Annotated in this window: 19 protein-coding genes and 1 pseudogene; 11 read left to right on the top strand and 9 right to left on the bottom strand. The window is 72.3% G+C overall.

Translation table 11 applies throughout. The annotated features are described in order from the left end of the window. Nucleotides 1–7 precede the first annotated feature (7 nt). Together FLV34_RS09305 and FLV34_RS09300 are read left to right on the top strand one after the other, a co-directional pair. Nucleotides 8–373, top strand: coding sequence for a DUF742 domain-containing protein (locus FLV34_RS09305; protein ID WP_142615892.1), 366 nt, complete (start codon nt 8–10; stop codon nt 371–373). Beyond that, nucleotides 354–929, top strand: a complete 576-nt coding sequence (locus FLV34_RS09300; protein ID WP_142615891.1) for an ATP/GTP-binding protein — start codon at nt 354–356, stop codon at nt 927–929. Before FLV34_RS09305 ends, FLV34_RS09300 begins: the two co-directional genes overlap by 20 nt. Before the next feature lie 101 nt (nt 930–1030). Here FLV34_RS09300 and FLV34_RS09295 read toward each other — a convergent pair whose 3' ends face one another. Further along, nucleotides 1031–1969 carry a LysR family transcriptional regulator gene (locus tag FLV34_RS09295; RefSeq protein WP_142649004.1) on the bottom strand — a complete coding sequence of 313 codons (939 nt, stop codon included), beginning with the start codon at nt 1967–1969 and terminating at the stop codon, nt 1031–1033. A 133-nt stretch (nt 1970–2102) separates the two neighbouring features. Here FLV34_RS09295 and FLV34_RS09290 point away from each other — a divergent pair, with 133 nt between their 5' ends. Beyond that, complete coding sequence (locus FLV34_RS09290) at nt 2103–2798, top strand: type 1 glutamine amidotransferase domain-containing protein (protein WP_147942886.1); 696 nt, start codon at nt 2103–2105, stop codon at nt 2796–2798. A gap of 254 nt (nt 2799–3052) precedes the next feature. Here the strand turns inward: FLV34_RS09290 and FLV34_RS09285 are convergent, their stop codons facing one another. The 3 genes from FLV34_RS09285 to xylA all read right to left on the bottom strand — a co-directional run bounded on the left by FLV34_RS09285 (nt 3053) and on the right by xylA (nt 6376). Further along, the gene (locus FLV34_RS09285; protein WP_147942885.1) at nt 3053–3706 is read right to left on the bottom strand and encodes a DUF998 domain-containing protein; all 654 of its coding nucleotides are present in this window, start codon (nt 3704–3706) and stop codon (nt 3053–3055) included. A 125-nt stretch (nt 3707–3831) separates the two neighbouring features. Next, the gene (gene xylB, locus FLV34_RS09280) at nt 3832–5202 is read right to left on the bottom strand and encodes a xylulokinase (protein WP_142649001.1); all 1371 of its coding nucleotides are present in this window, start codon (nt 5200–5202) and stop codon (nt 3832–3834) included. Nucleotides 5203–5230: 28 nt separating this feature from the next. Continuing rightward, nucleotides 5231–6376, bottom strand: a complete 1146-nt coding sequence (gene xylA, locus FLV34_RS09275; protein ID WP_142649000.1) for a xylose isomerase — start codon at nt 6374–6376, stop codon at nt 5231–5233. 297 nt (nt 6377–6673) lie between these two features. Between xylA and FLV34_RS09270 the strand changes: the two genes are divergently transcribed. Beyond that, nucleotides 6674–8029 (top strand): ROK family transcriptional regulator, encoded by a 1356-nt coding sequence (locus FLV34_RS09270; protein ID WP_147942884.1) that lies wholly within the window; start codon nt 6674–6676, stop codon nt 8027–8029. Between the two features lie 428 nt (nt 8030–8457). Then, the gene (locus FLV34_RS09265; RefSeq protein ID WP_142648999.1) at nt 8458–8676 is read left to right on the top strand and encodes a hypothetical protein; all 219 of its coding nucleotides are present in this window, start codon (nt 8458–8460) and stop codon (nt 8674–8676) included. 173 nt (nt 8677–8849) lie between these two features. Here FLV34_RS09265 and FLV34_RS09260 read toward each other — a convergent pair whose 3' ends face one another. Then, the gene (locus tag FLV34_RS09260) at nt 8850–9062 is read right to left on the bottom strand and encodes a hypothetical protein (RefSeq protein WP_147942883.1); all 213 of its coding nucleotides are present in this window, start codon (nt 9060–9062) and stop codon (nt 8850–8852) included. Nucleotides 9063–9225: 163 nt separating this feature from the next. Between FLV34_RS09260 and FLV34_RS09255 the strand changes: the two genes are divergently transcribed. From FLV34_RS09255 to FLV34_RS09240, 4 genes are all read left to right on the top strand, one after another. Further along, entirely contained in the window at nt 9226–9729 is a 504-nt protein-coding gene (locus tag FLV34_RS09255) for a VOC family protein (protein ID WP_142648997.1), read from the top strand. 228 nt (nt 9730–9957) lie between these two features. Further along, on the top strand, nt 9958–10815 hold the full coding sequence (locus FLV34_RS09250) for an SAM-dependent methyltransferase (protein WP_142648996.1): 858 nt from the start codon (nt 9958–9960) through the stop codon (nt 10813–10815). A gap of 148 nt (nt 10816–10963) precedes the next feature. Further along, nucleotides 10964–11314 (top strand): STAS domain-containing protein, encoded by a 351-nt coding sequence (locus tag FLV34_RS09245; RefSeq protein ID WP_187280584.1) that lies wholly within the window; start codon nt 10964–10966, stop codon nt 11312–11314. A gap of 431 nt (nt 11315–11745) precedes the next feature. Next, on the top strand, nt 11746–16149 hold the full coding sequence (locus FLV34_RS09240; protein ID WP_147942881.1) for a cation-translocating P-type ATPase: 4404 nt from the start codon (nt 11746–11748) through the stop codon (nt 16147–16149). A gap of 64 nt (nt 16150–16213) precedes the next feature. Here FLV34_RS09240 and FLV34_RS09235 read toward each other — a convergent pair whose 3' ends face one another. After that, on the bottom strand, nt 16214–16765 hold the full coding sequence (locus FLV34_RS09235) for a hypothetical protein (RefSeq protein ID WP_147942880.1): 552 nt from the start codon (nt 16763–16765) through the stop codon (nt 16214–16216). Between the two features lie 128 nt (nt 16766–16893). Next, nucleotides 16894–18324, bottom strand: coding sequence for an aldehyde dehydrogenase (locus FLV34_RS09230; RefSeq protein WP_221889946.1), 1431 nt, complete (start codon nt 18322–18324; stop codon nt 16894–16896). An 87-nt stretch (nt 18325–18411) separates the two neighbouring features. On the opposite strand from FLV34_RS09230, the gene FLV34_RS09225 reads away from it, so the two are divergent. Continuing rightward, complete coding sequence (locus tag FLV34_RS09225) at nt 18412–18954, top strand: hypothetical protein (protein ID WP_147942879.1); 543 nt, start codon at nt 18412–18414, stop codon at nt 18952–18954. Nucleotides 18955–19214: 260 nt separating this feature from the next. Here the strand turns inward: FLV34_RS09225 and FLV34_RS09220 are convergent, their stop codons facing one another. Continuing rightward, a complete protein-coding gene (locus tag FLV34_RS09220) occupies nt 19215–19823 on the bottom strand; it encodes a cupin domain-containing protein (RefSeq protein WP_147942937.1) in 609 nt (202 codons plus the stop codon). A gap of 165 nt (nt 19824–19988) precedes the next feature. Between FLV34_RS09220 and FLV34_RS09215 the strand changes: the two genes are divergently transcribed. After that, complete coding sequence (locus FLV34_RS09215) at nt 19989–21101, top strand: L,D-transpeptidase (RefSeq protein WP_147942878.1); 1113 nt, start codon at nt 19989–19991, stop codon at nt 21099–21101. A 940-nt stretch (nt 21102–22041) separates the two neighbouring features. Here FLV34_RS09215 and FLV34_RS40295 read toward each other — a convergent pair. Continuing rightward, nucleotides 22042–23861, bottom strand: a pseudogene (locus FLV34_RS40295) (DUF222 domain-containing protein); the annotation flags it as partial.

The following is a 23861-nucleotide window of genomic DNA, read 5'->3' as shown; positions in this document are numbered from 1 at the left end:
TGGCCACATGACGGGACCCCAGTGGATGGACGAGGAGGCCGGGCCGTTGGTCCGGCCCTACGCGCTGACGGGGGGCCGGGCACGGCACTCCGGGGCCAAGCTCGACCTGATCACCATGGTGACCACCAAGGGCTCACCGAGGGACGTCCCCGGCATTGGCCCCGAGCAGCGGCGGATCCTCGATATCGCGCGCAGAGGCGCGTCGGTGGCGGACATCGCATCCGACATCGACCTGCCGCTGGGCGTGGTCCGCGTCCTGATCGGGGATCTGCACGACCTCGGACTCGTCGACGTACGGGCTCCGGGCAAGGTGGCGCCGCTGCCAAGCGAGCGCATTCTCAAGGAAGTGATCAATGGCCTTCGCGCCCTCTGAGGAGCCGGTCGCCCTCAAGATATTGGTGGCCGGCGGCTTCGGCGTCGGCAAGACCACGCTGGTCGGCGCGATCAGCGAGATTCGCCCCCTGCGCACCGAGGAGGTGCTGTCCGATCGCGGCGTCGGCGTCGACGACACCGACGGCGTGGAAGGCAAGACGACCACGACGGTGGCCATGGACTTCGGCCGCATCACCATCAGGGAAGGGCTCGTGGTCTACCTGTTCGGCACCCCCGGACAGGAACGGTTCTGGTTCATGTGGGACGAGCTGTCCTACGGCGCGCTCGGGGCCGTCGTGCTGGCCGACACCCGCAGGCTGACCGACTGCTTTCCGTCGATCGACTACTTCGAGCAGCGCGGCACGCCGTTCATCGTCGCGGTCAACTGCTTCGACGGCGCCGAGCAGCACGAGCCCGAGGACGTGCGGATCGCCCTCGACCTCGACCCGGACGTCCCCGTCCTGCTCTGCGACGTACGGCGCCGCGCCTCGGCCAAGGTCGTGCTCGTCACGCTCGTGGAGCACGCGCTCAAGATGCTGACGGCGGCCCAGCGCTAGCACCGGGCCCACCCCCGTCAATGTTGGACTGACCACTCCGTACGCGCCGGCGGGCGGTGCTCCCGTCCGTCAGCCGTCGTCGATGACGAGCGCTCCGGCTCTCACCAGTGGCGGGCCTCCTGCACCAGCCGGTCTCGGACGAGGGTGACCTGGCGGCGTACGGATGCGCCCGCCCGTTGCGCGAGGAAGCCGGTGTTGATGGGCGGGTCGTCCGGGTCGAGGAGCAGGACGAGCTCGCCGCTGTCGAGCTCGCCGGCGCACAGGTAGCGCGGCAGCACGGTGACTCCGGCTCCGGCGACGACGGCCGCCAGCACACCGCGCAGATCGGGCACGGTCACCGCGGGCGACCTGGTCAGGCGCGTACGGAAGACGTGGCGCCAATATCGGCGGAGGATGGGCACGTCCTCGGCGTAGGCGACCAGCGGGGCGTCGTTCAGGGCGCCGGGATCATCGCAGGCGACGGGGCCGATCCGGTCCGCCCAGGCGGGCGCGGCCACCAGCACGAACTCCTCGTCCATGAGCGGTGTGGCCACCACGGTGCGGCCCCTCGGCCGAATCGCCGAGAAGACCAGGTCGAAACGCCCTGCGCGCAGGCCTTCCAGCAGGTCGTCGGCCAGCCCGGCCGTGACGCGCAGCCGCAGGCCCTGCTCGACCAGCGGTGCCAGGGCGGGCAGCACCCGGACGCTCAGCATCTCGGCCGGACCCCCGAGATGCACCGGCTCGGAGGACTCCCCGCCCAGGCGTCCTCGTCCGGCCACCACCGCCAGCTCGTCCAGCGGGCCCGCGACCTGTGCGGCCAGCTCGTCGGCCACCGACGTGGCGGCCACTCCTCGCGGCAGCCGTTCGAACAACTGGCGATCGAGCTGCTCCTCCAGCGTGCGCACCTGACTCGTCACGGTCGGCTGCGACAGCCCGAGCAGTGCGGCGGCCGCGGTGAAGGAGCCGGCGCGATAGACGGCGAGGAAGGTCCGCAGCAGCATCAGATCCAGGGGCCCGCCCGCCGCCCGGTCTCCCGACGCATAGGCGTTCCTATGGCTCATGCCGCGAATGCTATTGGTTCTCTGATGCCTGAGCCGCCTACGATCCAGCTCGTTCCCTCGCTGACGGGCCGCAGGGCGTCGTCGGCTCACCTCACCCTCGCCTTGAGCGAGGACTCCGGAAAGAGCACGAGTAATGGCGAAGATCCTTTTTGTGATGACCGGTGCGCGCCACCTGACGCTGGCCGACGGGACCGAGCATCCGACCGGCTTCTGGGCCGAGGAGTTCGCGGCTCCCTACCTGGCGTTCACCGAGGCCGGGCACGAGGTGGTCGTCGCCACCCCCGGCGGCGTCGTGCCCCCGGTCGACCAGGCGAGCCTCGCCCCCGAGGTCAACGGCGGCCAGGACGGCGCGGACGCGATGGCAGCCACGCTCCGGTCCGCCGCGGAGCTCCGGAACCCGATCGCGCTGGAGAGCGTCGATCCGGCCGAGTATGCCGCGGTGTTCTACCCCGGCGGGCACGGCCCGATGGAGGATCTGGCGGCCGATCCGCACTCGGCTCGCCTGCTGACCGACGTCATGGCCGCGGGCACGCCGGTGGCCCTGGTCTGCCACGGCCTGGCCGCCCTCCTGGCCACCGAGGGTCCGGACGGCGCCTCGCCCTTCACCGGCTATGAGATCACCGGCTTCACCAGGGCGGAGGAGACCCTGGCCGGGCTCGCCGACCGGGTGAAGTGGGTCCTGGAGGACCGGCTGGTCGCCCTGGGCGTGCGGTTCTCCGCAGGCGAGCCCTGGGCGCCCGTCGTGGTCGTCGACCGCAACGTCCTCACCGGGCAGAACCCCGCCTCCTCCGCCCCGCTGGCCGCCGAACTGCTCAAGACCCTCGGCTGATCGGGGCGGGCACCGGAGCGACGTCCGTCGCGATCGGCCGCCGTCTGCGGGCCCATGGCCTGGGGGGAAGGCCGGCCGTGCCACGACGACGCCTGGGCGGCGGCCAGGGGCCTCGACTGGCGCCCGTACGCCGAGCGCCTGCGCGACCTGCTCGGCGATCCGTGATCCCCGCAGGTCACTGACGGCGCGGCCGGATCGTGCGGCGCCCCCGCGCCCGCACGATCCGGCGTGCCGCCCCCTCCAGCGGACGCTGCTCAGCGGTGGACCAGGAAGTCGCGCGCGGCGCGCCGTCCGCCGATCCACGCCCTGAGCGTCGGCCCCCAGACGAGCTGCGCGAGCCGTACGGCGAGCACGCCGAGGACGGCCACCTCGGCGGTCAGCAGCAGCCGCTCCACCAGGCCGATCATGACGCCGTGGCCGGGCAGCGCGACGTACGTGATGGCCGCCAGGCCGAGACCGGAGGCGAGCGTCAGCCACTCCAGCGGCCGGGCGACGGCCTTCCACCGCTCGTCCTGTCCCAGGCGGCCCACCAGCTGGATGGCGGCGGCGGGCACGCTCACGAAGGCCGCCACCGACAGGGCGCCGTGAACGTCCCCCTGCCAGACCGTGCCGGACGGGATCACGGCCGCGCCGACGAGCGAGACGCTCCACAGGCCGATCAGGCGGGCGGGCCAGCCGTGCACCGGCGCGTCGAGTGCGCGCATCCCGGCCAGCAGCGCGAGCGAGGCCAGGCCGAGGACGGCCATGGCCGTCTCGATGGCGCCGCCCCCGTCGCGGGCGGCGTACTGGCTGATCGTCATGGAGACGGGGTCCAAGGAGGAGTCCCCGGCCACCTGCGCCGCCACCACGGTGACGACCGCGAACAGGATGCCGCCACCGGCGAGCAGGGGATAGATCCTCTTGACCATATGGTCAGGATCCCGCGCACGCCCCGTTCCCGGCATCCGGGACAACGCGTAGATGCCCCCGAGAAGGGGTCAGGGTCGTCTCAGGGTGGGGCCCAGACCTGCGGCCCGGGCCCCACCTCGGACGGCTACTGCTGCGCGGCCTCGTGGTAGCGCTCGCGCAGGTCAGGCGTCAGATCGGCCTCGTAGGACTCGGTGTCGCCCGTGTCCCAATGCGGGGGTTCCGGCTGCCCCGACAGCAGCCAGGCGGCCTGCTTGGCCGCGCCGTCCGCGACGTACTCCCCGGGGGTGGGGACGAGCACCGGACGCCCGAAGACGGTCGGGGCGATGCGGCGCACCGCCTCCGACCGCGCACCGCCGCCGATGAGCAGCACCCGCTGCGGTTCGAGACCGAGGGCGTCGAGCGCGTCGGCGAGCCCGCAGAGCATGCCCTCCACCGCCGCCCGGGCCAGGTGCTCCGGCGTGGAGTTGCCCAGCCGCAGGCCGTGCAGCGAACCGGTGGCGTCGGGCAGGTTCGGCGTGCGCTCCCCCTCCAGGTAGGGCACGAGCACCAGCCCGTCCGCGCCCGCCGGGGCCCGCAGCGCCAGGTCGCTCAGCTCCTGGACCGTGACCCGGAGCATCCGGGCCGCCGCATCCAGCACCCGTGCCGCGTTCAGCGTGCAGACCAGCGGAAGGTAGCGCCCGGTGGCGTCGGCGAACCCGGCGACGGCCCCTGACGGGTCGGCGGACGGCCCCTCGGCGACGGCGAACGCCGTCCCGGAGGTGCCGATCGACACGACCACGTCACCGGGCCGCATGCCGACGCCGAGCGCCGCCGCCATGTTGTCGCCCGTGCCCGGCGCGAGCAGCGCGCCGCCCTGCTCGGCCGTGCCCGCCTGCTCGGCGGGACCGAGCACACGGGGCAGCTCCGGCACCCTGCCCATGGCCAGTTCGAGCAGGTCGGTGCGGTATTCACCGGTCGCCGGCGACCAATAACCGGTGCCGGAGGCGTCGCCCCGGTCGGTCGTGATCGTGCCGGGCCGCCCGGCGAGCCGCCAGGTGAGCCAGTCGTGCGGCAGGCACACCGACCGTGTGCGGGCGGCGTTGTCCGGCTCGTTGCGGGCGAGCCAGCGGAGCTTCGTCACGGTGAAGGAGGCCACCGGGACGCTGCCGACGGCCTCCGCCCACGCCTTGGGGCCGCCCAGCTCGGCGACCAGGTCGGCCGCCGCTCCGGCCGAGCGGGTGTCGTTCCACAGCAGCGCGGGCCGGACCACCTCGCCGTCCTCGTCGAGGCAGACCATCCCGTGCTGCTGGGCCCCCACGCTCACCGCCGCGACGTCCGCGAGCCCTCCCGCCTGCTCGATCGCGCTCTGCAGCGCGGACCACCAGTGCTCGGGATGGACCTCGGTGCCGTCGGGGTGGGAGGCGCGGCCCTCGCGCACGAGGGCCCCGCTCTCCGCGTCCCGGATGACGACCTTGCAGCTCTGGGTCGACGAGTCGACCCCCGCGACCAGCGTCACAGTCGTCCCTCCGCTCTCGTCGTACCGGTCAGCCGCGCACGCCGAGGAGGTGCTCCAGCGCGAGCTGGTTGAGCCGGGTGAAGTGGAAGCCGCGGGCCGCCACCTCGTCCACGTCGATCGACTCGGCGAGGATGTCGTCGTAGGTCTCGCCCTCGGCCAGGGTCGGCTGGGCCAGCTCGGTGAGCTTGCTGGCGGCCAGCGCCTCCTGCACCTCGGGGTCGGCGCGGAAGGCCTTCGACTTCTCCTTGAGGATGAGGTAGGTCCGCATGTTGGCGGCGGCCGACTCCCAGACGTCGTTCTTGTCCTCGGTGCGCAGCGGCTTGTAGTCGAAGTGGCGCGGGCCGTCGTAGCCGCCGTTCTCCAGCAGGTCGACGAGGAAGAACGCGTTCTTCACGTCGCCGTGGCCGAAGATGAGGTCCTGGTCGTACTTCGGGCCGTGCTGGCCGTTGAGGTCGAGGTGGAAAAGCTTGCCGTGCCACAGCGCCTGGGCGATGCCGTGCACGAAGTTCATCCCGGCCATCTGCTCGTGGCCGACCTCGGGGTTGAGGCCCACCATCTCGGGGTGCTCCAGCGAGTTGATGAACGCCAGGGCGTGGCCGATCGTCGGCAGCAGGATGTCGCCGCGCGGCTCGTTCGGCTTGGGCTCGACGGCGAACCGGATGTCGTAGCCCTTGTCGATCACGTACTGGCACAGGAGGTCGAAGCCCTCCTTGTAGCGGTCGAGCGCGACCCGCACGTCCTTGGCGGCCTCGGACTCGGCGCCCTCACGGCCGCCCCAGCACACGTACGTCTTCGCGCCCAGCTCGGCGGCGAGGTCGATGTTGCGCATGACCTTGCGCAGGGCGTAGCGCCGGACGTCGCGGTCGTTGCTGGTGAACCCGCCGTCCTTGAAGATCGGATGGGTGAAGAGGTTGGTCGTGGCCATCGGCACCTTCATGCCGGTCTCGCTGAGCGCCTTCTTGAAGCTCTCGATGGCCTTGGTCCGGTCCGGCTCCACCGCGAGGAGGTCGTCGTCGTGGAAGGTCACACCGTACGCGCCGAGCTCGGCAAGGCGGTGGACGCTCTCGACCGGGTCCAGCGGGGCCCGGGTGGCGTCGCCGAACGGGTCGCGCGCCTGCCAGCCGACGGTCCACAGCCCGAACGTGAAGCGGTCCTCGGGAGTGGGGGTGTACATGGGTCGCCTCCGAATTAGTCTATGTTGTGGACTAAATATCGGACGTGAGGAGCCGCAGGGTCAAGGGGGTGTGTCCGGGTTATCAACCTCCGGCAGTGGAAGATGTGATGGCACAGCCCGTCGGGCGTGCGGCGGGAGTCGCGTGGAGGGGTGCGATGACGCGGGCGGGAACGGCGTGAGGCGGGCCGCACGTGTGCAGGAGCGCGAGCGCAGCCGGCGGTACGAGCACGAGCACGAGAGCTACGGACGGCACGGGCGCGAGAGCCGCGACCGTGATGAGGTGGCGTGGAGGGTGCGATGACGCAGGCCCTGCGGCATGACGCGATGCGCGCCCGCAACCTGGCGCTCGTCCTCGCCGCGGTCGGCGCCCGGGAGTCGGTGACCCGGGCCGCCCTCGCCGAGATGACCGGCCTGACCAAGACCACCGTGTCGAAGCTCGTCGGCGACCTCATCGAAGGCGGGCTCGTGGTGGAGACCGGCGCCGTCCGGGACGGCGAGCGCGGCAGGCCCGGCGTCGAGATCCGGATCAGCGGTCAGCACGTCGCCGCGCTCGGTCTGGAGGTGAACGTCGACTATCTCGCGGTGTGCGTGGTCGATCTCGCCCGGACGGTACGGCTGCGTCGCACACAGGCTGTGGACAACAGGGCCGCACCCCCTGTGGATGTGATCGCGCGACTTGGGGATTTGGCCTCCGCGGTTGTGGATGAAGCTGTGGAGAACGGCCTGCGGGTGGTCGGCGGCGTGCTGGCCGTACCCGGCCCTGTGGACATGACCAGCGGCGTCGTCCACAACGCGCCGAACCTGGGCTGGCGCGACGTGCCGCTGGCGTCGCTCCTGCGGTTCCCCTTCCCCGTACGTGTGGAGAACGAGGCCAACCTGGCCGCGCTCGGCGAGCTGTGGTTCGGGTCGGGGCTGCCGGACTTCCTGCATGTGTCGGGAGAGATCGGCATCGGTGCGGGCCTCGTGGTCCGCGGCCGGCTCTTCCGTGGCGCGCACGGCTTCGCCGGGGAGCTCGGACATGTCGTCGTCTCCCCCGACGGCCCGCCATGCCGCTGCGGCGGGCGGGGCTGCCTCGAACAGTACGCGGGCCAGGACGCCCTTCTGACCGCCGCCCGCGCCGCCGCCTCGGTCCGGCCCGCCCCCGTGCCCCCGGCTGCGGCGCCCGGGAACCCGCCGGGCGGGATGCCGCCGCGCGAGGATGCCGGCAAAGCAGGAGAGACGGACAAATCGCGAGAGACACGCACGTCGGAGGAGACAGGCACGTCGGGGGAGCCGCGCGAACCGTCGTCTTCACCCGAGATGCTCCTGCCCGCTCAGCAGGGCGTGGCGTGGGTGCTGTCCCGGCTCCAGGAAGGCGACGCGGACGCGCGTGCCGCCTGCGAGCGGGCGGCCTGGGCGCTCGGCGTGGCTCTGTCGTCGGCGGTCAACCTCGTGGACCCCGACGCGATCGTCCTCGGCGGCATCTACGCGCCGCTCTTCCCCTGGATCGGCCACATGGTCGCCGACACGCTGAAGGACCGGCTCGGCCAGATGCGCGGCGCCGTGCCGCCCGTGGTCGTGTCACGGCTCGGCGCAGAGGCCGCCGCCCTCGGCGCGGCCGGCCAGGTGATCGAGCAGGTCATGGCCGACCCCGCCGCGCTCCTGCACACCTGACCTCGAGCACCCCGGCCGGGCACCGTGGACCGGGGCGCCAAGAAGCCGTAAGGACCTGTGCCGATCTTGCCCAGCACAGGTCACGGACCCGCGCCGGCCGGGTATGAGGCCGCCGATCCACGGAACCCGGACGGCCGGCGCTCTTCGCCGGCCGTCCAGCAGGAAGGCGTTATAGCGATATGTCCCGCTACTGGACGCGGCCCCCCGTCGACGCCGTAGTCCTCACGGCCCGGCGGCTGGCCATGGCCGCACTCATGATCCCGGCGGCGGGAATCTGCGCCGCACAGCCCGCGACGGCGCATCTCGCCTCACCGCCGGCAGCGACGCATGGCCCCCGACCGTCCGCAGCAGTGCGTGCCACCCCGCCGCCCGTACACGAGGAGCCCACGGCCGGCCGCGTCGGCAGAACCGGTGGAGGCGGACGTCAGGTGATCGCAGGAGGGCGCGCGAACGCCGTCCAGGGCAGGTCCGCCTCGGGCCGGTTCAACCAGAGCCTCAACGGATCCGTCTCCCCCGCCTTCGTGATGGGGCGGTCGCAGGGACCGATCACCAAGACACACTCGCTCAAACTGCAGGCCGCGTTCTGCGGATCGCAGCCCACCGCCTGCACCATGGAGCAGAGCATGCCGGTCCGCGAGATGGACTGACACCTCGCCGTCCGCTCCGCGCCACCCGTGGGGCATTGCGCGTCGGCAGCGGCGACCGGCAGCACGCCGGTCAGGCGAGTGCCGGCCTCGGGCGGTGGAGGCTCACAGCGTCAACCATGGCGGTCCCTGAGCCCGACGCCTCGGCACGCGTTCGCGATGCCGCAGGCGGCGGCTCACAAGCCCGAGGGATCGCGGCCGAGGGTGATCTCCTCGGCGATGCGCCGCAGTTCGTCGTCGGCCAATCGGGGAGTGTCGGGCAGGCAGGCGGCCAGCGCCGAGATCACCTGGTGGTACGGCGCGCCGGCATGACGGACCGCGACCTCGTGCACCGCCCGGAACAGGACCAGGTTGTCCTCGTGCTCCCGCGTCGCCCTATCCACGATCATGTCGTCCCCCTCCGCCGGCCTCTCGCCGGCACCGATCTCCGGACCGCTCCCGGCCAGCGCCCCCGGCGCTGCCCGGTGGCAACCGTACGACCTGGCACCGACAGTTTCCGGGAAACCCACCGAGGTACAATTACTTGAGCGTTCAAGTTTTCGGGAGGGCGTCATGCCGGTCCAGCGACTCAACCACGCCGTGCTGTACGTGCGGGACGTCTCCCGCAGCGTGGCCTTCTACCAGGAGGCCCTCGGCTTCCGCGTCGTCCAGTCGTTCCCCGGGGCGGCCTTCCTGCAGGCCGAGGGCTCCTCGAACGACCACGACCTCGGGCTGTTCCAGATCGGGGCGCAGGCGGGGCCGTCGGCCGCCGGGCGCGCGACGGTCGGCCTCTATCACCTCGCCTGGGAGGTCGACACGCTCGCCGAGCTGCACCGGATCGCGACCAGGCTGACGGAGATGAACGCCCTGGTCGGCGCGTCCGACCACTCCACCACCAAGGCCCTCTACGCGAAGGATCCGGACGGGCTGGAGTTCGAGGTGTCCTGGCTGGTGCCCGCCGACCTGATCACCCAGGAGGTCCTCGACGGACGCGCCCAGATCAGGCCGCTCGACCTCGCGAAGGAGCTGGAGCGCTACGGCGCGCAGACGCGCGGCGGGGTCGGCGTCAGCGTCTGATCCGGCACTCGTGCGCACCCGTGGGCGGCCCGCTGTCCACGGCCGCCCACCACGGCCGCCCTCGCCCACCGACCGGACACTTCACCCTCCGACCGGACACTTCGCCGGCCGATGCTGTTCGCTGGCCGACCGGTTCGCGCCATTTAGCGCAAACATCCTTCTCTGCGGCCCCGGAAGCTCATAGCATGATCATGATCTGAACCGGCACGGCGAGGAACAGGACGGATCATGGCCGACAACGACCAGCACCCGGGCGACGACCCTGCCGGACGCGCCCAGGCGTTCGCCAGGATCGACACGAGCAAGCCGAGCATCGCCCGTGTCTACGACTTCTTCCTCGGCGGCAAGGACAACTACGCCATCGACCGGCAGGTGGGCGAGGCCACGCTGCGGATCGCCCCGGACGCCCCCGCGGCGGGCCGGTCGAACCGCGCCTTCCTCCGGCGCGTCGTACACCATCTGGCCGCCGAGGCGGGCATCCGGCAGTTCCTCGACATCGGCTCGGGCCTGCCCACGCAGGGCAACGTGCACGAAGTGGCCCAGAAGGTCGCCCCGGAGGCTCGCGTCGTCTACGTCGACAACGACCCCATCGTGCTCCTGCACGGCAGGGCGCTGCTCGCGACCAACGGGAGCACCACGGTCGTCGAGGCCGACATCCGCGACCCGGAGTCGATCCTGGGGCACCCCGGGGTCCGCGCGCTCATCGACTTCGACCAGCCGGTGGCCCTGCTGCTGTTCGCGATCCTGCATCACGTCAACGACCACGAGGACCCCCAGGGGATCGCCGCGCGCTTCCGCGAGGCCCTGCCCTCGGGCAGCTATCTGGCGCTGTCCCACTTCCACAACCCGGGGCCGAGCATGCCCGATGTGTCGGCGCAGGCGACCACGGCCGAAAAGCTGTTCAACGAGAACCTGGGCACGGGCCGGTGGCGCACCCGCGAGGAGATCTTGGCCTACTTCGGCGACCTGCCGCTCCTCGAACCCGGCCTGGTGCCGCTCCCGGAGTGGCGGCCGGACCCGGGTGAGGTCTTCGAGCCCGGCATCACCTATCACACGTTCGTCGGCGGCGTCGCGCACAAAGCCTGAAACGTACGGCCGGGAGCGCGTCGCCGCAGGCAGCGGGCCATTCGGCGACGGAACCGCTCTCGGCCGTACGGCGGCCGGGTTGACACCGGTGAGCGGCGACGGTGATGCTCGGAGGTGGCTGCCCCTCTACATGGAAGGCGGCACCGACATGATGATCGTCAATGGGTCGCTCGAATCGGCCCAGAGCAAGAGAACTCTGCTCTATCTCGACGAGCAACTGGTCGTACGCTCCTCCGAAGACGGCGGCGTACGGCTGATCGGACAGATCGACCTCACCAACGGCGACGCGATGGCCGACGCCCTGCACCGGCAGTGGGCGAGCCCGGGCACGGGAACCGTGGACGTCGCCGAGCTCCAGTTCATCGACCTCTCCGGCCTGCGCGCCCTGGCCCTGCTGTCCGACTCTCCCCTAGGCCGGCCGATCCGGCTCGACAACGTCAAGCCGAGCCTGCGCAAGCTGCTCACCCTGCTCGACTGGCCCGCGTTCACCATCGGGTGACTCCGCGGCCCGGCGCGCCCCCTCGGCGCGCCGATCAGTTTCCCTCACTCCCACCTCATCCGGATTTTCCCCTCACGCCCGTATTCCCGCGTTTCTCGCATTCCCGCGTTTCTCGGGCTCCGGATGGAGGAAAAGTATCCGAGGACGGTCGCACACGACCGTTATGACCGCCGCCTGAGCCTTCGTATGGGTTCAGGCGGAATCCATTCGTGAGTTCCCCCCGACTCTCGCGAGGAGGGGGATGAGGTGTTTCCGGGCACTCCGGCAGCCCGCCACCGATGTCTGCGGCCGTCCGCCGACGTGGCACAGCCGCAGCCGCGCGCTCGCGCCGCGGTGACGAGGCGACCTGGCCCCCACCGGCTGACCCTCCGGTGCGGCCGCCCGTTCCTTCCCGGACCCGGCGTCCGGGCTCCCATCTGCTGGAGAGCCGAATGTTCCTGAACCAGGCGCTCACGACGTCCCTGACCCTGTTGCGCGGCGTGCTGCCCGAGCCGTTCCGGGAGCTGCTTCCCTGCCCGCGCGACATGCACGTCTGCCCCGGCGGGGTGCGCATCGACCTGCGCGGGATCGGCCGGCCGGGCTCCGAGGACGCGGCGAGTCATCTGGAGGAGCGGCTCGAGGCCCTCCCCTGCGTCGAGCGGGCGGAGGTCAACGGCCGCATCTCCGCCGTCTTCGTCGCCTGCGACCCGGACCGGGTCGACCACGACAAGCTGCTGACCCTCGTCACGGAGCTGGACGAGCAGGAGGAGCACGCCCACGAGAGCCCCGTCCAGCTCGTCGAGGAGCACCTGCGGGCGACCGTACGGCTGACGGCCGGCATCGCCGGAATCGGGCTGATCTTCCTGGGAAGGGCCATCCGGGCCCCGCAGCTCCCAGTGGCCGTGCCCGCGTTGCTGCAACTGGTCAACGCCACGCCCGCGATCCGCGAACAGCTCGACCGCAGGCTGGGGCATGGTCCCACCGACGCCCTGTTCAACACCGCCAACCTCGTCACCCAGACCCTCACGCTCCGTCCCACCGCGCTGTTCGTGCAGGCCGTCGCCAACGTGGGCCGCTATGTCGAGACCAGAGCCAGCCGGCACGCGTGGGAGAGGCTGGAGGAGCGGCTCGCCACGCGTCCGGGCGCCTACCACCACATCAGGGCCGAGACCCGGCAGCGGCCGACCCACCTGCCGCACGGGCCGATCGAGCGCTACGCCGACGTGGTCGCCCCGATCAGCGCCGCCGCGTACGCGCTGACGCGGGCGCTCATGCGGGGCGAACGGGCCGTGTCGATCCTCGTCGCCGGCACTCCACGGGTCGCCGACCTCAGCCGCGACGCGTTCGCGGGCGCGATCACCCGCGCGCTCGGCAAGCACGACACGGTCGTCTTCGACGCCGACTGCCTGCGCAAGATGGACCGCGTCGACACCGTCATCCTGCACGCCGACGCGCTGACGACCGGCTCGTGGACGATCGACCGGGTCGAGCCGCTGCGTGAGGGGGAGGACACCGGCGAGCTGTACTCCCGGCTCTACTCGCTCATCGACTTCTCCGACCCCGGCCACACGGCGACCGTGGAGGACTGGTCGGTCCGTCCGCTGCCCGACCCCGATCTCCTGCTCTCGGACGCCGACCTCTGGCGGTCACGCGGACTGCGGGCGGTGGAGGTGTCGAGGGACGGCTCACGGGTCGCCGTCGCCGGTCTCGCCCCGGAGATCGACGCCCTGGCCGTGCCCGTCGTCAGCGCCGCCAAGGCGGCCGGCACGGTCATGCTCGCGGGCGGCGACGAGGGCCTCGCCCAGCGCCTCGGGATCGTCCGTACGCTGCCCGGAGGCCCCGAGCTCGCCGGGCACGTGCACGACCTGCAGGCGGCGGGCCGCTGCGTGGCCGTCGTGTCGAAGAACGCCTGGCACGCGCTCGCCCAGGCCGACATCGGCGTCGGTGTGGTCGATCCTGCTGCCGAGGAACCCGGCCACGTGGTGCCGTGGGACGCCGACATCGCCGGCGAGCTGAACGGCGTCCACCTGTTCCTGCGCTGCCTGCCCCGGGCGCGCGGCAACAGCGCGAACGCCGTACGGCTCGGCGCGGCGGGCGCGTGCGTCGGCACCCTGCTGGCCGTCGCGGGCCCGGCCGCCACCGCCCTGCGCCGGGCGCAGCTCGCCAGCGCCGCCGTCTCGCTGGGCGCCATCGTGCTCGGCGAGTGGGACGGGCAGAACGCCGGCCGCGTCTCCACCCCGGCCCGCGCCGACAGCACACCATGGCACGCCATGTCGGCGCGTGAGGTGCTCGCGCGGCTCCGTTCCTCGTCGGAGGGCATCGGCGAGCAGGAGGCGGGCAGGCGCCGCGCGCAGGCCGTGCCCGAGGAGGCGGAGGGGCCGCACTCGCTGGCCCGGGCCACGCTGGAGGAGCTCGCCAACCCGCTCACGCCCGCCCTCGCGACCGGCGCGGGCATCTCGGCCCTCGTCGGCTCGGTGCTCGACGCCGTGCTGATCAGCGGGGTCATGGTCATCAACGCGTTCCTCGGCGGCGTGCAGCGGTTCAAGGCCGACCGGGCGCTGCTGAGCCTGACCGAGTCGACCGAGGTCCTCGTACGGCTGCGCCGCCCCGGCGGCGTCGTCGAGACGACGAAGGCCGACCTCGCGCCCGGCGACGTCATCGAGCTGCGGGCAGGGGACGCCGTGCCCGCGGACGCCCGCGTCATCAAGGCCGTCGGGCTGGAGGTGGACGAGTCGACGCTCACCGGCGAGTCGCAGCTCGTCACGAAGACGGCCGCGCCGACCGTGGCGGCGGCCGTCGCCGACCGCAGCTCGATGGTCTACCAGGGAACCTCGATCGCGGCGGGCAGCGGCCGGGCGGTGGTCGTCGCGACCGGCGACATGACCGAGTCGGGGCGCAGCGCCAGGCTCGCGGGCGAGCCGAGCCCGCCGACCGGCGTCGAGCTGCGCCTTCGGGACCTGAGCCGGCGCATCCTGCCGCTGTCGATCGCCTCGGGTGTGGTGCTGCTCCTCACCGACCTCCTGCGCGGACGGCCGCTGGCCGCGGCGCTCACGCCCGCCGTCAGCCTGACGGTCGCCGCCGTGCCCGAGGGGCTGCCGTTCGTCGCCACGGTGGCGGAGCTGGCCGCCGCACGGCGGCTGTCCAGGCGCGCCGCCCTGGTGCGCAACCCGTCCACCATCGAGGCCCTGGGCCGGGTCAACGTGCTGTGCTTCGACAAGACCGGCACGCTGACCGAGGGCCGCATCAGCCTGCGGCACCTGTCGAACGGGTGGTCGGGCCGTCCGCTGGAGGAGGCGGACGCGTGGCTGCGGCGCGTCCTCGCCGCGGCCGTCCGGGCCAGCCCCAAGTCCGGCGGGGGACGGGTGATCGCCCACCCGACCGACCGCGCGGTGCTCGAAGGCGCCCATCGGATGGACGTCACGCCGGCCGAAGGGTTCGAGAGCTGGGAACGCGTGGACGAGATGCCGTTCGAGCCGGGCCGGGGCTACCACGCCGTGCTCGGCCGCACCGAGCAGGGGCACCTGCTCAGCGTGAAGGGCGCGCCCGAGATCGTGCTCACCCACTGCACCACCGTGCACCGCGACACCGGGGCGGTCCCCTGCGACGAGACCGTACGCGCGGAGCTGGAGCACGAGGTGGAGCGGCTGGCCCGGCAGGGCTACCGGGTGCTCGCCGTCGCGCAGCGGCCCGCCTCCGACCGGAGCGACCTCGACGAGTCGCGCATCGACGAGCTGTGCTTCCTCGGCTTCCTCGGCCTGGCCGACCCGGTCAGGTCCACGGCCGCGGAGAGCGTCGGGCGCCTCATGCGGGCCGGGGTGCGGATCGTCATGGTCACCGGCGACCACCCCAGCACCGCCGAGGCCATCGCGGTCGAGCTGAACGCGCTGAACGGCCGGCGCGTCATGACCGGTCCCGAGCTGGACGAGCTCGACGACGAGACGCTGACCAAGGTGCTGCCCCAGGTGGCGGTCTTCGCCCGCACCACCCCCGCGCACAAGGCCAGGATCGTCACGTGCCTGCGCCGGGCCGGTGAGGTCGTCGCCGTCACCGGTGACGGCGCCAACGACGCGCCCGCCATCCGTACGGCCGACGTCGGGATCGCCCTCGGCTCCCGCGCGACGCCCGCCGCGCGGTCCGCCGCCGACCTCGTCGTCACCGACGACCGCATCGAGACGATCGTGGACGCCATCGTCGAGGGCAGGGCGATGTGGACCTCGGTGCGCGACTCGCTGAGCATCCTCCTCGGCGGCAACATCGGCGAGATCGCGTTCACCGTGGGGTCCAACCTGCTGGCCGGCGGGAGCGCGCTCAACGCCCGGCAGCTCCTGCTGGTGAACCTGCTCACCGACATGGTGCCGGCCATGGCGGTCGCCGTACGGCCGCCCGCGTCGACCGATCCGGACGAGCTGCTGGCCGAGGGCCCCGAGGCGTCGCTGGGCGCGTCGCTGACCCGCGACATCTACCTGCGGGCGGCGGTCACGACGGCGGCGGCGACGGTCGCGTGGATCCTCGGACGCATGACGGGCACCCGCGGGCGCGCGAACACGATCGGCCTGGTCGCCCTCGTGTCCGCGCAGCTCCTGCAGACGCTCGCGGGGGGCGGCCGGGACAGGATCGTCGTGCTCGCGTCGCTGTCGTCGCTGGCCGTCCTGTGGTTCATCGTCACGGTGCCGGGGGTCAGCGCCGTCTTCGGCTGCCGGCCGCTCGGCCCGGTGGGCTGGGTCATCGGGCTGGGCAGCGCGACCGCTGCCACACTGGCCGGAATGCTCGTGCAGCGCCCGGTCAGGGAGGCGGCGACCCGCGCCGAGGCCGAACGCCGCAGGGCCGCCGCCCACCTGCCCGCACCGGCAGCGTGATCGGTCAGCACGTGATCGGTCAGCACGTGATCGGTCAGCACGTGATCGGTCAGCGCGTGATCGGTCAGCGGCCGCGGTGTATGCCCTTGCCGCCGTGGCGGTGCTTCTTCTTCCCCCCACCGCGGACGGCCGTACGGTGCTGGGCCTTCTTCGGCTTGTGCGCACGCTGCTTGGTGTGGGCGCGCGGCTTGTTCGCCACGTGGAACGTCTTGAAGCCGAAGTCGGGCAGCGTGATCGGCTGGGAGGGATCATCCGAAATCGGGACGACGTACACGTCGTGCCGCACGCCGTCCTTGCCCTTCGTGTGATAGACGGCCTGCTTCGGCTCCATGGCCTGACTCGTGACGGGCCTCGTGACCGGCATGGTGACGGGCCTCGTGACGGGCAGCGCGGCGGGTGCGGTGCCGGCCATCCCCAGGCCGTCGGGGCCGGAGGGGCCGTACTCGCTGGTGTAGCGGGGGTCGTAGACCGCCGTGTCGAGCGGCGCCGAGATCGTGGTCGCGACCGGGATCGCGTCGTCCCCGGAAGCTCCCCCGGGCGGCGCTGGGTCCGCGAACGCGACCGGTCCGGCGATCAGGGTTGCGGCGAGGGCGGCGGCGGCCGAGCTGATGATCATGAGTCTCCCCCGAGGTGACGGATCGTACGAGAAAGACCGTAGGCAGCACGTCACCGCCGATCGCGCGCCCCGCGCTCAGTGTCGGGTCAAAGCTCAGAATCTCTTGACAGCCGGTCCCGGTGATCGACTCAGGGGAGCGGGCTCAGATGGACGACCTTGGTGTGGGTCATCTCGTCGAGCAGCTCGGGGCCGTACCCGAACCCGTGCCCGCTGGCGCGCACCGGCTGGGCCGCGCCGCCGGGCGCTCCGCCGAAGACGGCGTTGATCTTCACCGTGCCCACCGGCAGCTCGCGCCAGGCCCGCTGGGCGTTGGCCATCGACGGGGTGAGGACGGTGGCCGCCAGGCCATACCGCGACTCGCGGGCCAGCTCGAGCGCCTCGTCGAACGACGACACCACCCGCACCGCCGCGACCGGGCCGAACGTCTCCTCGCGTATGACGTCCATGTTCTCCGTGCAGTCGGCCAGGACGGTCGGCGGATAGAACGCCCCCGGCCCCTCGGGCACATATCCCCCGGTCAGCAGCCGCGCCCCCGCCTCGATCGCGCCGCGTACGTGCCGGTCGACGACGTCGCGCTGCGCCCGGTCGACGAGCGGGCCGAGCGTCGTCTCCTCGTTCATGCCAGGCCCCATGCGCAGCTCCTCGGCCCGCTGCACGAGCGCGGCGAGGAACTCCTCGGCGACGTCGCGGTGGACGTAGACCCGCTCGACGGAGGTGCAGATCTGCCCGGCGTTGGCGAAGCAGCCGGTCGCCGCCTGTCCCGCCGCCCACTTCACGTCCACGCCCGCGTCCACGATCAGCGGATCCTTGCCGCCGTTCTCCAGCAGGGTCCTCGCGCCGGTGCGCGCGGCGACGGCGGCGATGGCCCGGCCCGCGGCGGTCGAGCCGACGTGCGCGACGAGGTCGATACCCGGGTGCGCGGCCAGGGTCTCGCCCGGATGCCGGTCGCCCGGCACCATCGTCAGCACGCCCGGCGGCAGCTCCGCCGCCATCAGCTCCGCGAGCAGCGCCCCCGTGTGCGGTGTGCGCTCCGACGGCTTGTGCACCACCGCGTTGCCGGTCACCACGGCCGCTCCGACGAGCCCGCAGGCGATGGCCACCGGGTCGTTCCACGGTGTGATCACCGCGACCACGCCGAGCGGCTCGTGGACCATGAGATCGGTGGCGTCCCAGCCGCCCTGCAGGCTCCGTCCCCGGTGCAGCGGCCCCAGCTCGGCATACTGCCGGAGCGTGCCGATCGCCGCCGCCACACCGCCGCGGCTGTCGCCGATCGGCTTGCCCATCTCCCTGGTCACCAGCGCGGCCAGCTCGTCCGCGCGGGCCTCGATCCGGCCGGCCATCCGGTGCAGGCACGCCGCCCTGTCGGCGGGAGCCGTACGGGCCCATGCGGGCTGGGCGCGGCGAGCCGAGTGGACCGCCCGCTCCACGTCCTCGGCGCACCCGGCGGGGAAGTCGCCCACCGGCTCTCCGGTCGCCGGGTCGGCGACCGTACGGTCACGTTCGCTCGCGCTCGCCGTCCACGCGCCGTCGGTCAGCACCCAGCGGTCCCTGTCCCGCACCCCGGTTCTCCCCCCGCTGCTCGCTCCACCCGTGCTCGCCTACCCCCGGGTCCGTACGGTTATCACCAGGCTTCCTAGACTTCCCGTATGCGACGGCTGAGCAGCACGGTGGTCGTGGTGGTGGGTGACCGGGCGGCCGAGGTGATCGCGGGGCTCGACGGCCTGCACAACGTGCGGGCGATTCTGCGCGGGGAACGGACGCCCGCCGAGATGACCGACGTGGTGACGCGCGCGAGCGCGACGTACGTACTGCACGACGCCGATCCGCTGGCCGACGTCGGTGAGGCGTGGACCGGCTTCTTCGACGGTACGACGCCGGTGGGCGGCCTGGAGGTGGCCATCGAGGCGGCGGCCGGGGCGCTGCGTGCCTACCGGCTGGTGCTCCCCGACTACTACATCGTCCTCGACCCCGACAGCCTCACGCCCACGTGGCGGCACTGGTGGCTCGGCGTGCTCGCCGGGGCCGCGCCGACCCGGGTGGTGCCGAGCCCCGCCTCGGCCGGCGCCGTCAAGGAGACGCTGCGCGGGCTGTCCGCGGGCCGCTGGTGGCCCGCCGACGTGGAAGGGTGGCTGCGCGGCCTGCCCCGCCAGGTGCCCGACCGAGTCGGCCTCCCCGGCACCACCACCTGAGCCGCACCACCTCATGAGCAGCGCAACCTCATGAGCAGCGCAACCTCATGAGCAGCGCAACCTCATGAGCAGCGCAACCTCATGAGCAGCGCAACCTCATGAGCAGCGCAACCTCATGAGCAGCGCAACCTCATGAGCCGCGCCACCTTATGGACACAGGGGCGACCCGTCACTGGACGCGGCGCAGCCGACCTCAAAGCACGGTGAATCAGCCTCAGAGCACGGTGAAGTCGGGCCTCAGAGCACGGTGAAGTCGGGCCTCAGAGCACGGTGAAGTCGGCGAAGTCGAAGCCGGGTGACACGACGCAGCTCACCAGCACGCCCTCGTCTCCCGCCGGGCGGGCCGCCTGCCAGGTGCCCGCCGGCACCACCGCCTGCGGGACCTGCCCGTTCTCCACGTCCGGCCCCAGGACGATCACGTCCTCCCGGCCGGGCCGCTCGCCCGCACCGCCGAGCACGAGCGTCAACGGCCCGCCCCGGTGCCATAACCACACCTCGTCGGACCGTACGGCGTGCCAGACCGACTCCTCGCCCGGCTCCAACAGGAAATAGATTCCCGTCGCCGTCGCCCGCGTGCCGCCGTACCCGGGAGGCTCGACGGAGGCGGCCGTCCGCCACGTCTCGCGATACCACCCGCCCTCGGGGTGCGGCAGCAGGCCGAGAGCCTCGGCGATCGGGGGACGCGTCTGGATCGCCACGAACGCGCCGGTGACGTCACGCCGCAGGAAGCGGAGGGGCGCGTCCCGGTCGTCCTCGTCCACCGCCACGACGGGATCCGTCCCGGAGAAGGCCTCGGCGGCGATCCGCAGCGCCTCCTCGTCGTCGCGGGCGGAGAGTCCGGGCCCGCCGGGACAGGCGTCCAGCGTCATCAGCAGCACGCGGCCGATCGTACGGCAGAGCGGCCCGGCAAATCCGACCGGGACCACCCATATCGGTGTTACTTGATCGTTACAGAATCGGCCGCACAAAACCACCGTTTCGCACGTTCCAACTCAGTGCAATTCGCTGTGAACACCCCCTATGAGGAGTAGACCGTGAATACCCTCCGGCGGGCGGCCCACGTAACACTCAGCGTTGCCGCCATCGCCGTCGCTACGGCCTGCTCGGCGGGAGGCACAACCGCTCCCGCCGCATCAGTCACTGGTGCGGCCGGTACGACCACTCAGGCCCCGGCCACTCAGGCCCAGGGCGTCGAGGCGGCGGCACTCGCCCCGCGCGCGGCGTCCAAGACGGCACGCAAGACAGGAAAGCCGAAGCTCGGCATCGCCGACATCACGCCCATGGGCGAGAAGGTCGAGCGGGTCGGCGTCGGTTTCCCGATCATCGTCACCTTCGACCGCGCCGTACGAAACAAGGCGGCCGCGGAAGCGGTGCTGCAGGTCCAGGCCCAAAAGCCCGTCGAGGGCGCATGGCGCTGGATCTCCGACCGCAAGGTCATCTATCGCACCAAGACCTACTGGAAGCCGCACCAGAAGGTCCTGTTCACCGCCAGGCTGAGCCAGATCCCCGGCAACGAGGCCGCCAAGGACGTCTCGCGCCGCTTCGCCGTCGGCACCGCCAACATCTCGGTGGTCGACACCAAGAGGCACGTGATGAAGGTGCGCCGCGACGGGAAGCTCGCCAAGACCATCCCCATCAGCGCGGGCCGCGGCGGCCTTAAGCGCAACGGCGTCGACGTCTACCTCACGACCACCGGCGTGCACCTCGCGATGGGCAAGAAGCGGGTCGAAACGATGACCTCGTCCTGGCTCGGCGTCACCGACCCCAAGGACCCGCTCTACTACAAGCTGGAGATCCCCTGGGCGGTCCGGATCTCCGACAGCGGCGAGTACGTCCACCAGAGCGCGGGCGACTACCAGTTCCTGGGCAAGTCGAACCAGAGCCACGGCTGCGTGCGCGCCACCCCCGCTGGAGCCCAGTGGTTCTACGGCATCAGCCAGCGCGGTGACGTCATCACGGTCACCGGCACCAAGCGCAAGCTCGACTGGCGCAACGGCTGGAGCTACTGGCAGCTGAGCTGGAACCAGTGGAAGCGCGGCAGCGCACTGCCCGCCGGCTCGGCCTCGGCGTCAGCGTCCGCTTCGCCCTCCGCGTCCCCGACCCCCGACCAGGACGCCCCGCAGGGACAGGACGCCCTCCAGGGATAGGACGCCCTTCAGGGAAGGCCCACCACCCCGCAGGGCGCTTTCCCCAGCACCGCGCGGTGCGCCCTTCCGCGCTCCGCGCGGTGCCCATTCCCTTTGCCCCGCACGGGCGCTCCCTTCCGCGCTCCGGGCGGTGCCCCGTCCATGGTCCGGACTACCCCCCCGCGGTGCCCCTTCCCTTGCTCCGCGCGGCGCTCCCCGCCCTCGGTCCGTACTACCCCCGCGATGTCCTTTCGCTTGGCTCCGCGCGGCGCTCCCGCCCTCGGTCCGCACGACCTGGGCGGGGCGCCGCCTGCTTCCGGCACCAGGCGGCGCTCGGCTTCGCCGTCCACCCCACGGGGCTTCACAGTGCCGCCCAGCGGCTCAGATCTGCGGTCAAGGCGTCGTGACCCCGGACGCCATGCTGCGGTGCCACGCGAGGCCGTGTTTCACAGTGGCCCGCCAGGCTCGAGGGAGCGGAGCGGACGGGAGCGATGACCGAACTCCGGCGCGCGTGAAGCATTGCAGCACGCTGCGAAGCCCTACGGCGCACGGCGAAGCCCTGCGCCGCGCTGCGAAGCTTCGTGCACAGTGTGAGAACCGTCGGCGCACAGTGAGGCCCAGCGGCGCACTGTGAAGGACTGTGAGCCCAGTGGCCAGCGCACCGGCGACTCTTTCCTCACGCCTCCCGTCGATCCCCGTGTTGCCCCTCGACCCTCGGCTCGGGTGGTCACGCGCGCAGCCGGCGGGGCCTGTCCGCGCGCCGCCCGGATTTGCCCGTGCGTGCGCCCGGGCCTGCCCTGTGCGTTGTCCACTGTGCCTCCGACCTCACTCCGGCAGCCGCGCGGCCCTGCACTGTGCGTCGTCCGCGCTCGCGCCTCCCGCCTCCCGCCCGCAGCCGCTAGGCCTGTCCGCGTGTCGCCCGGGCTTGCCCTGCGCATCGCTCACCCCCGCGCCTTCGGCCTTACTCGTGTAGTCGTCGGGCTCGTCCGAGGCGGTGGTAGGTGAAGGCCCAGCGGTCTTCGCCGACGTTGCGGCGGGTGTAGCGGTCGGGGTGCTGGTAGCGGTCGCGGTTGTGGAACTGGCAGGCCGGGCCCAGCAGCTTCAGGTCCGTGAGCCCGCCGGTGCTCCAGTTGTCGGCGTGGTCGATCTGGCACATGGTCGCCGGGAGCGGGCAGCCGTCGACCCAGCACGTGGCATACCGGGCGAAGATGGCCCGCCGCTGGGCAGGAGTCGCCAGACGGACCTTGCGCCCCATGTCGAGGACTTGCCCGTCGGCGTTCATGACGATCCGCACCAACGTACTGGTGCGGGCGAGCCGGTGCACGCTGGAGACGGGCAGCACCTGCCCCGTCGCCAGCAACAACCCCGGCGGCACCATCCCCAACGCCCCTCCCAGAGACGCCCCCAGCAGCGTGCCTGCCGACGCTCCCAGCGCCGACCCCAGCGACGCCCCGGGCATCGTGCCCGCCGACGCACCCGGAGCTGCTCCGGGTGACACCCCGGAAGCTGCTCCCGGTGACGCACCCTGCGACGCTGCTTGCGCCGTCCCCGGCGTCCCACGCCCGGCTCCAGGTGTCCCCAACATTTCCGCTGCCCCGGTCGCGCAGCAGCAGCGCGCCTCACCGTCGCACCAGCACGTGTCCTGGCCATGCCGGCAGTCCCCCGCAGGCCGAGGCCCGGCGTGGGTGTGACATGCGGAGACGTCCTCGGGCGGAGGATCCGGCCGCGCCGCCTCCGAAGACGCCGCCACCGAGGGTGCTGCCTGCGATGGTTGTGCGTCCGGAGCCGTCGCGCCCGAAGGTGCTGTGTCCGAAGGTGCTGTGTCCGAAGGTGCTGTGTCCGAAGGTGCTGTGTCCGAAGGTGCTGTGGGCCAATGCTCGCCACCGTCGGCTGGCCATGCTGACGCGTGCCGTGTGGCGTGCGGTGCTCCTGACTGAGTCGTGGCACGGTCGCCGTCTGCGCCCTTGACGATCGCGGTCTCGTCGCGCTCGGCAGAACTGGTGCTGATGATCTCGTCGCCCTTGGGGGAGGCGGCGTTCGCGGTGTGGTCGCCCTCGGTAGAGGCGGTGTTCACGGTGTCGCGCGGCTCGCACTCGCCGAGTCGCCGCTCACCGGCCCCGCGCTCACCGGCCCCGCGCTCACCGGCTCCACAGCCGCGAGACTCCCCGTCGCGAAGTCCGCTCGAGGCTTGGGGAGAGTTGGTGGCGGGGTCGGTGCTTTCGGCGTCGCCCTCGCAGTCGCCGGTGGCAACGGTCTCGTTCGGGGCCTCGGGGTTTCCGGTCGCGTGGTGAGCGTGGCCGCTGGGGGTGCTGTTGCCGAGGTCTGCGAAGTGGTCGCTGATGTCGTCGGCCTCGCCGGGCGCAGGGGCGGAGGCGTCGGTGCTGTCCGCACCGGCATCCGCCTCGGCCTCAGCTTCGGCAGTGTCGAACTCCTCCGGGATGTCGAGTCCGTCGGCCTCGCCGGGTGCAGGGTCGTCCGTGTGGTCCTGGCCTTCCTCGAAGTCCTTGGCGTCCCGCGTGTCTTCGGAGTGGTCGGTGGTGTCGTCGGCCTGGCTCGGCTCGTCAGTGCTTGCGGCGGGGGCGGGGGCGGAGTCGCTGGGGGTGCTGTCGTCGAGGTCTGCGAAGTGGTCGCTGATGTCGTCGTCGGCGGCCGGGGCAGCGGGGTCTTGGGTGGCCGGGTCGGCGGTGGGGTCGGTGGTTTCGGGGTCGGTGGGGAGGGATTCGGCGCTGACCACGACGAGGAGCTCGGCGGCGATCTTCTGCTCCAGCAGGGCGATCAGCG

It is taken from the genome of Microbispora sp. CSR-4, from assembly GCF_008033685.1.
Taxonomy (GTDB): domain Bacteria; phylum Actinomycetota; class Actinomycetes; order Streptosporangiales; family Streptosporangiaceae; genus Microbispora.
This window is presented reverse-complemented; position numbering and strand designations above follow the sequence as displayed.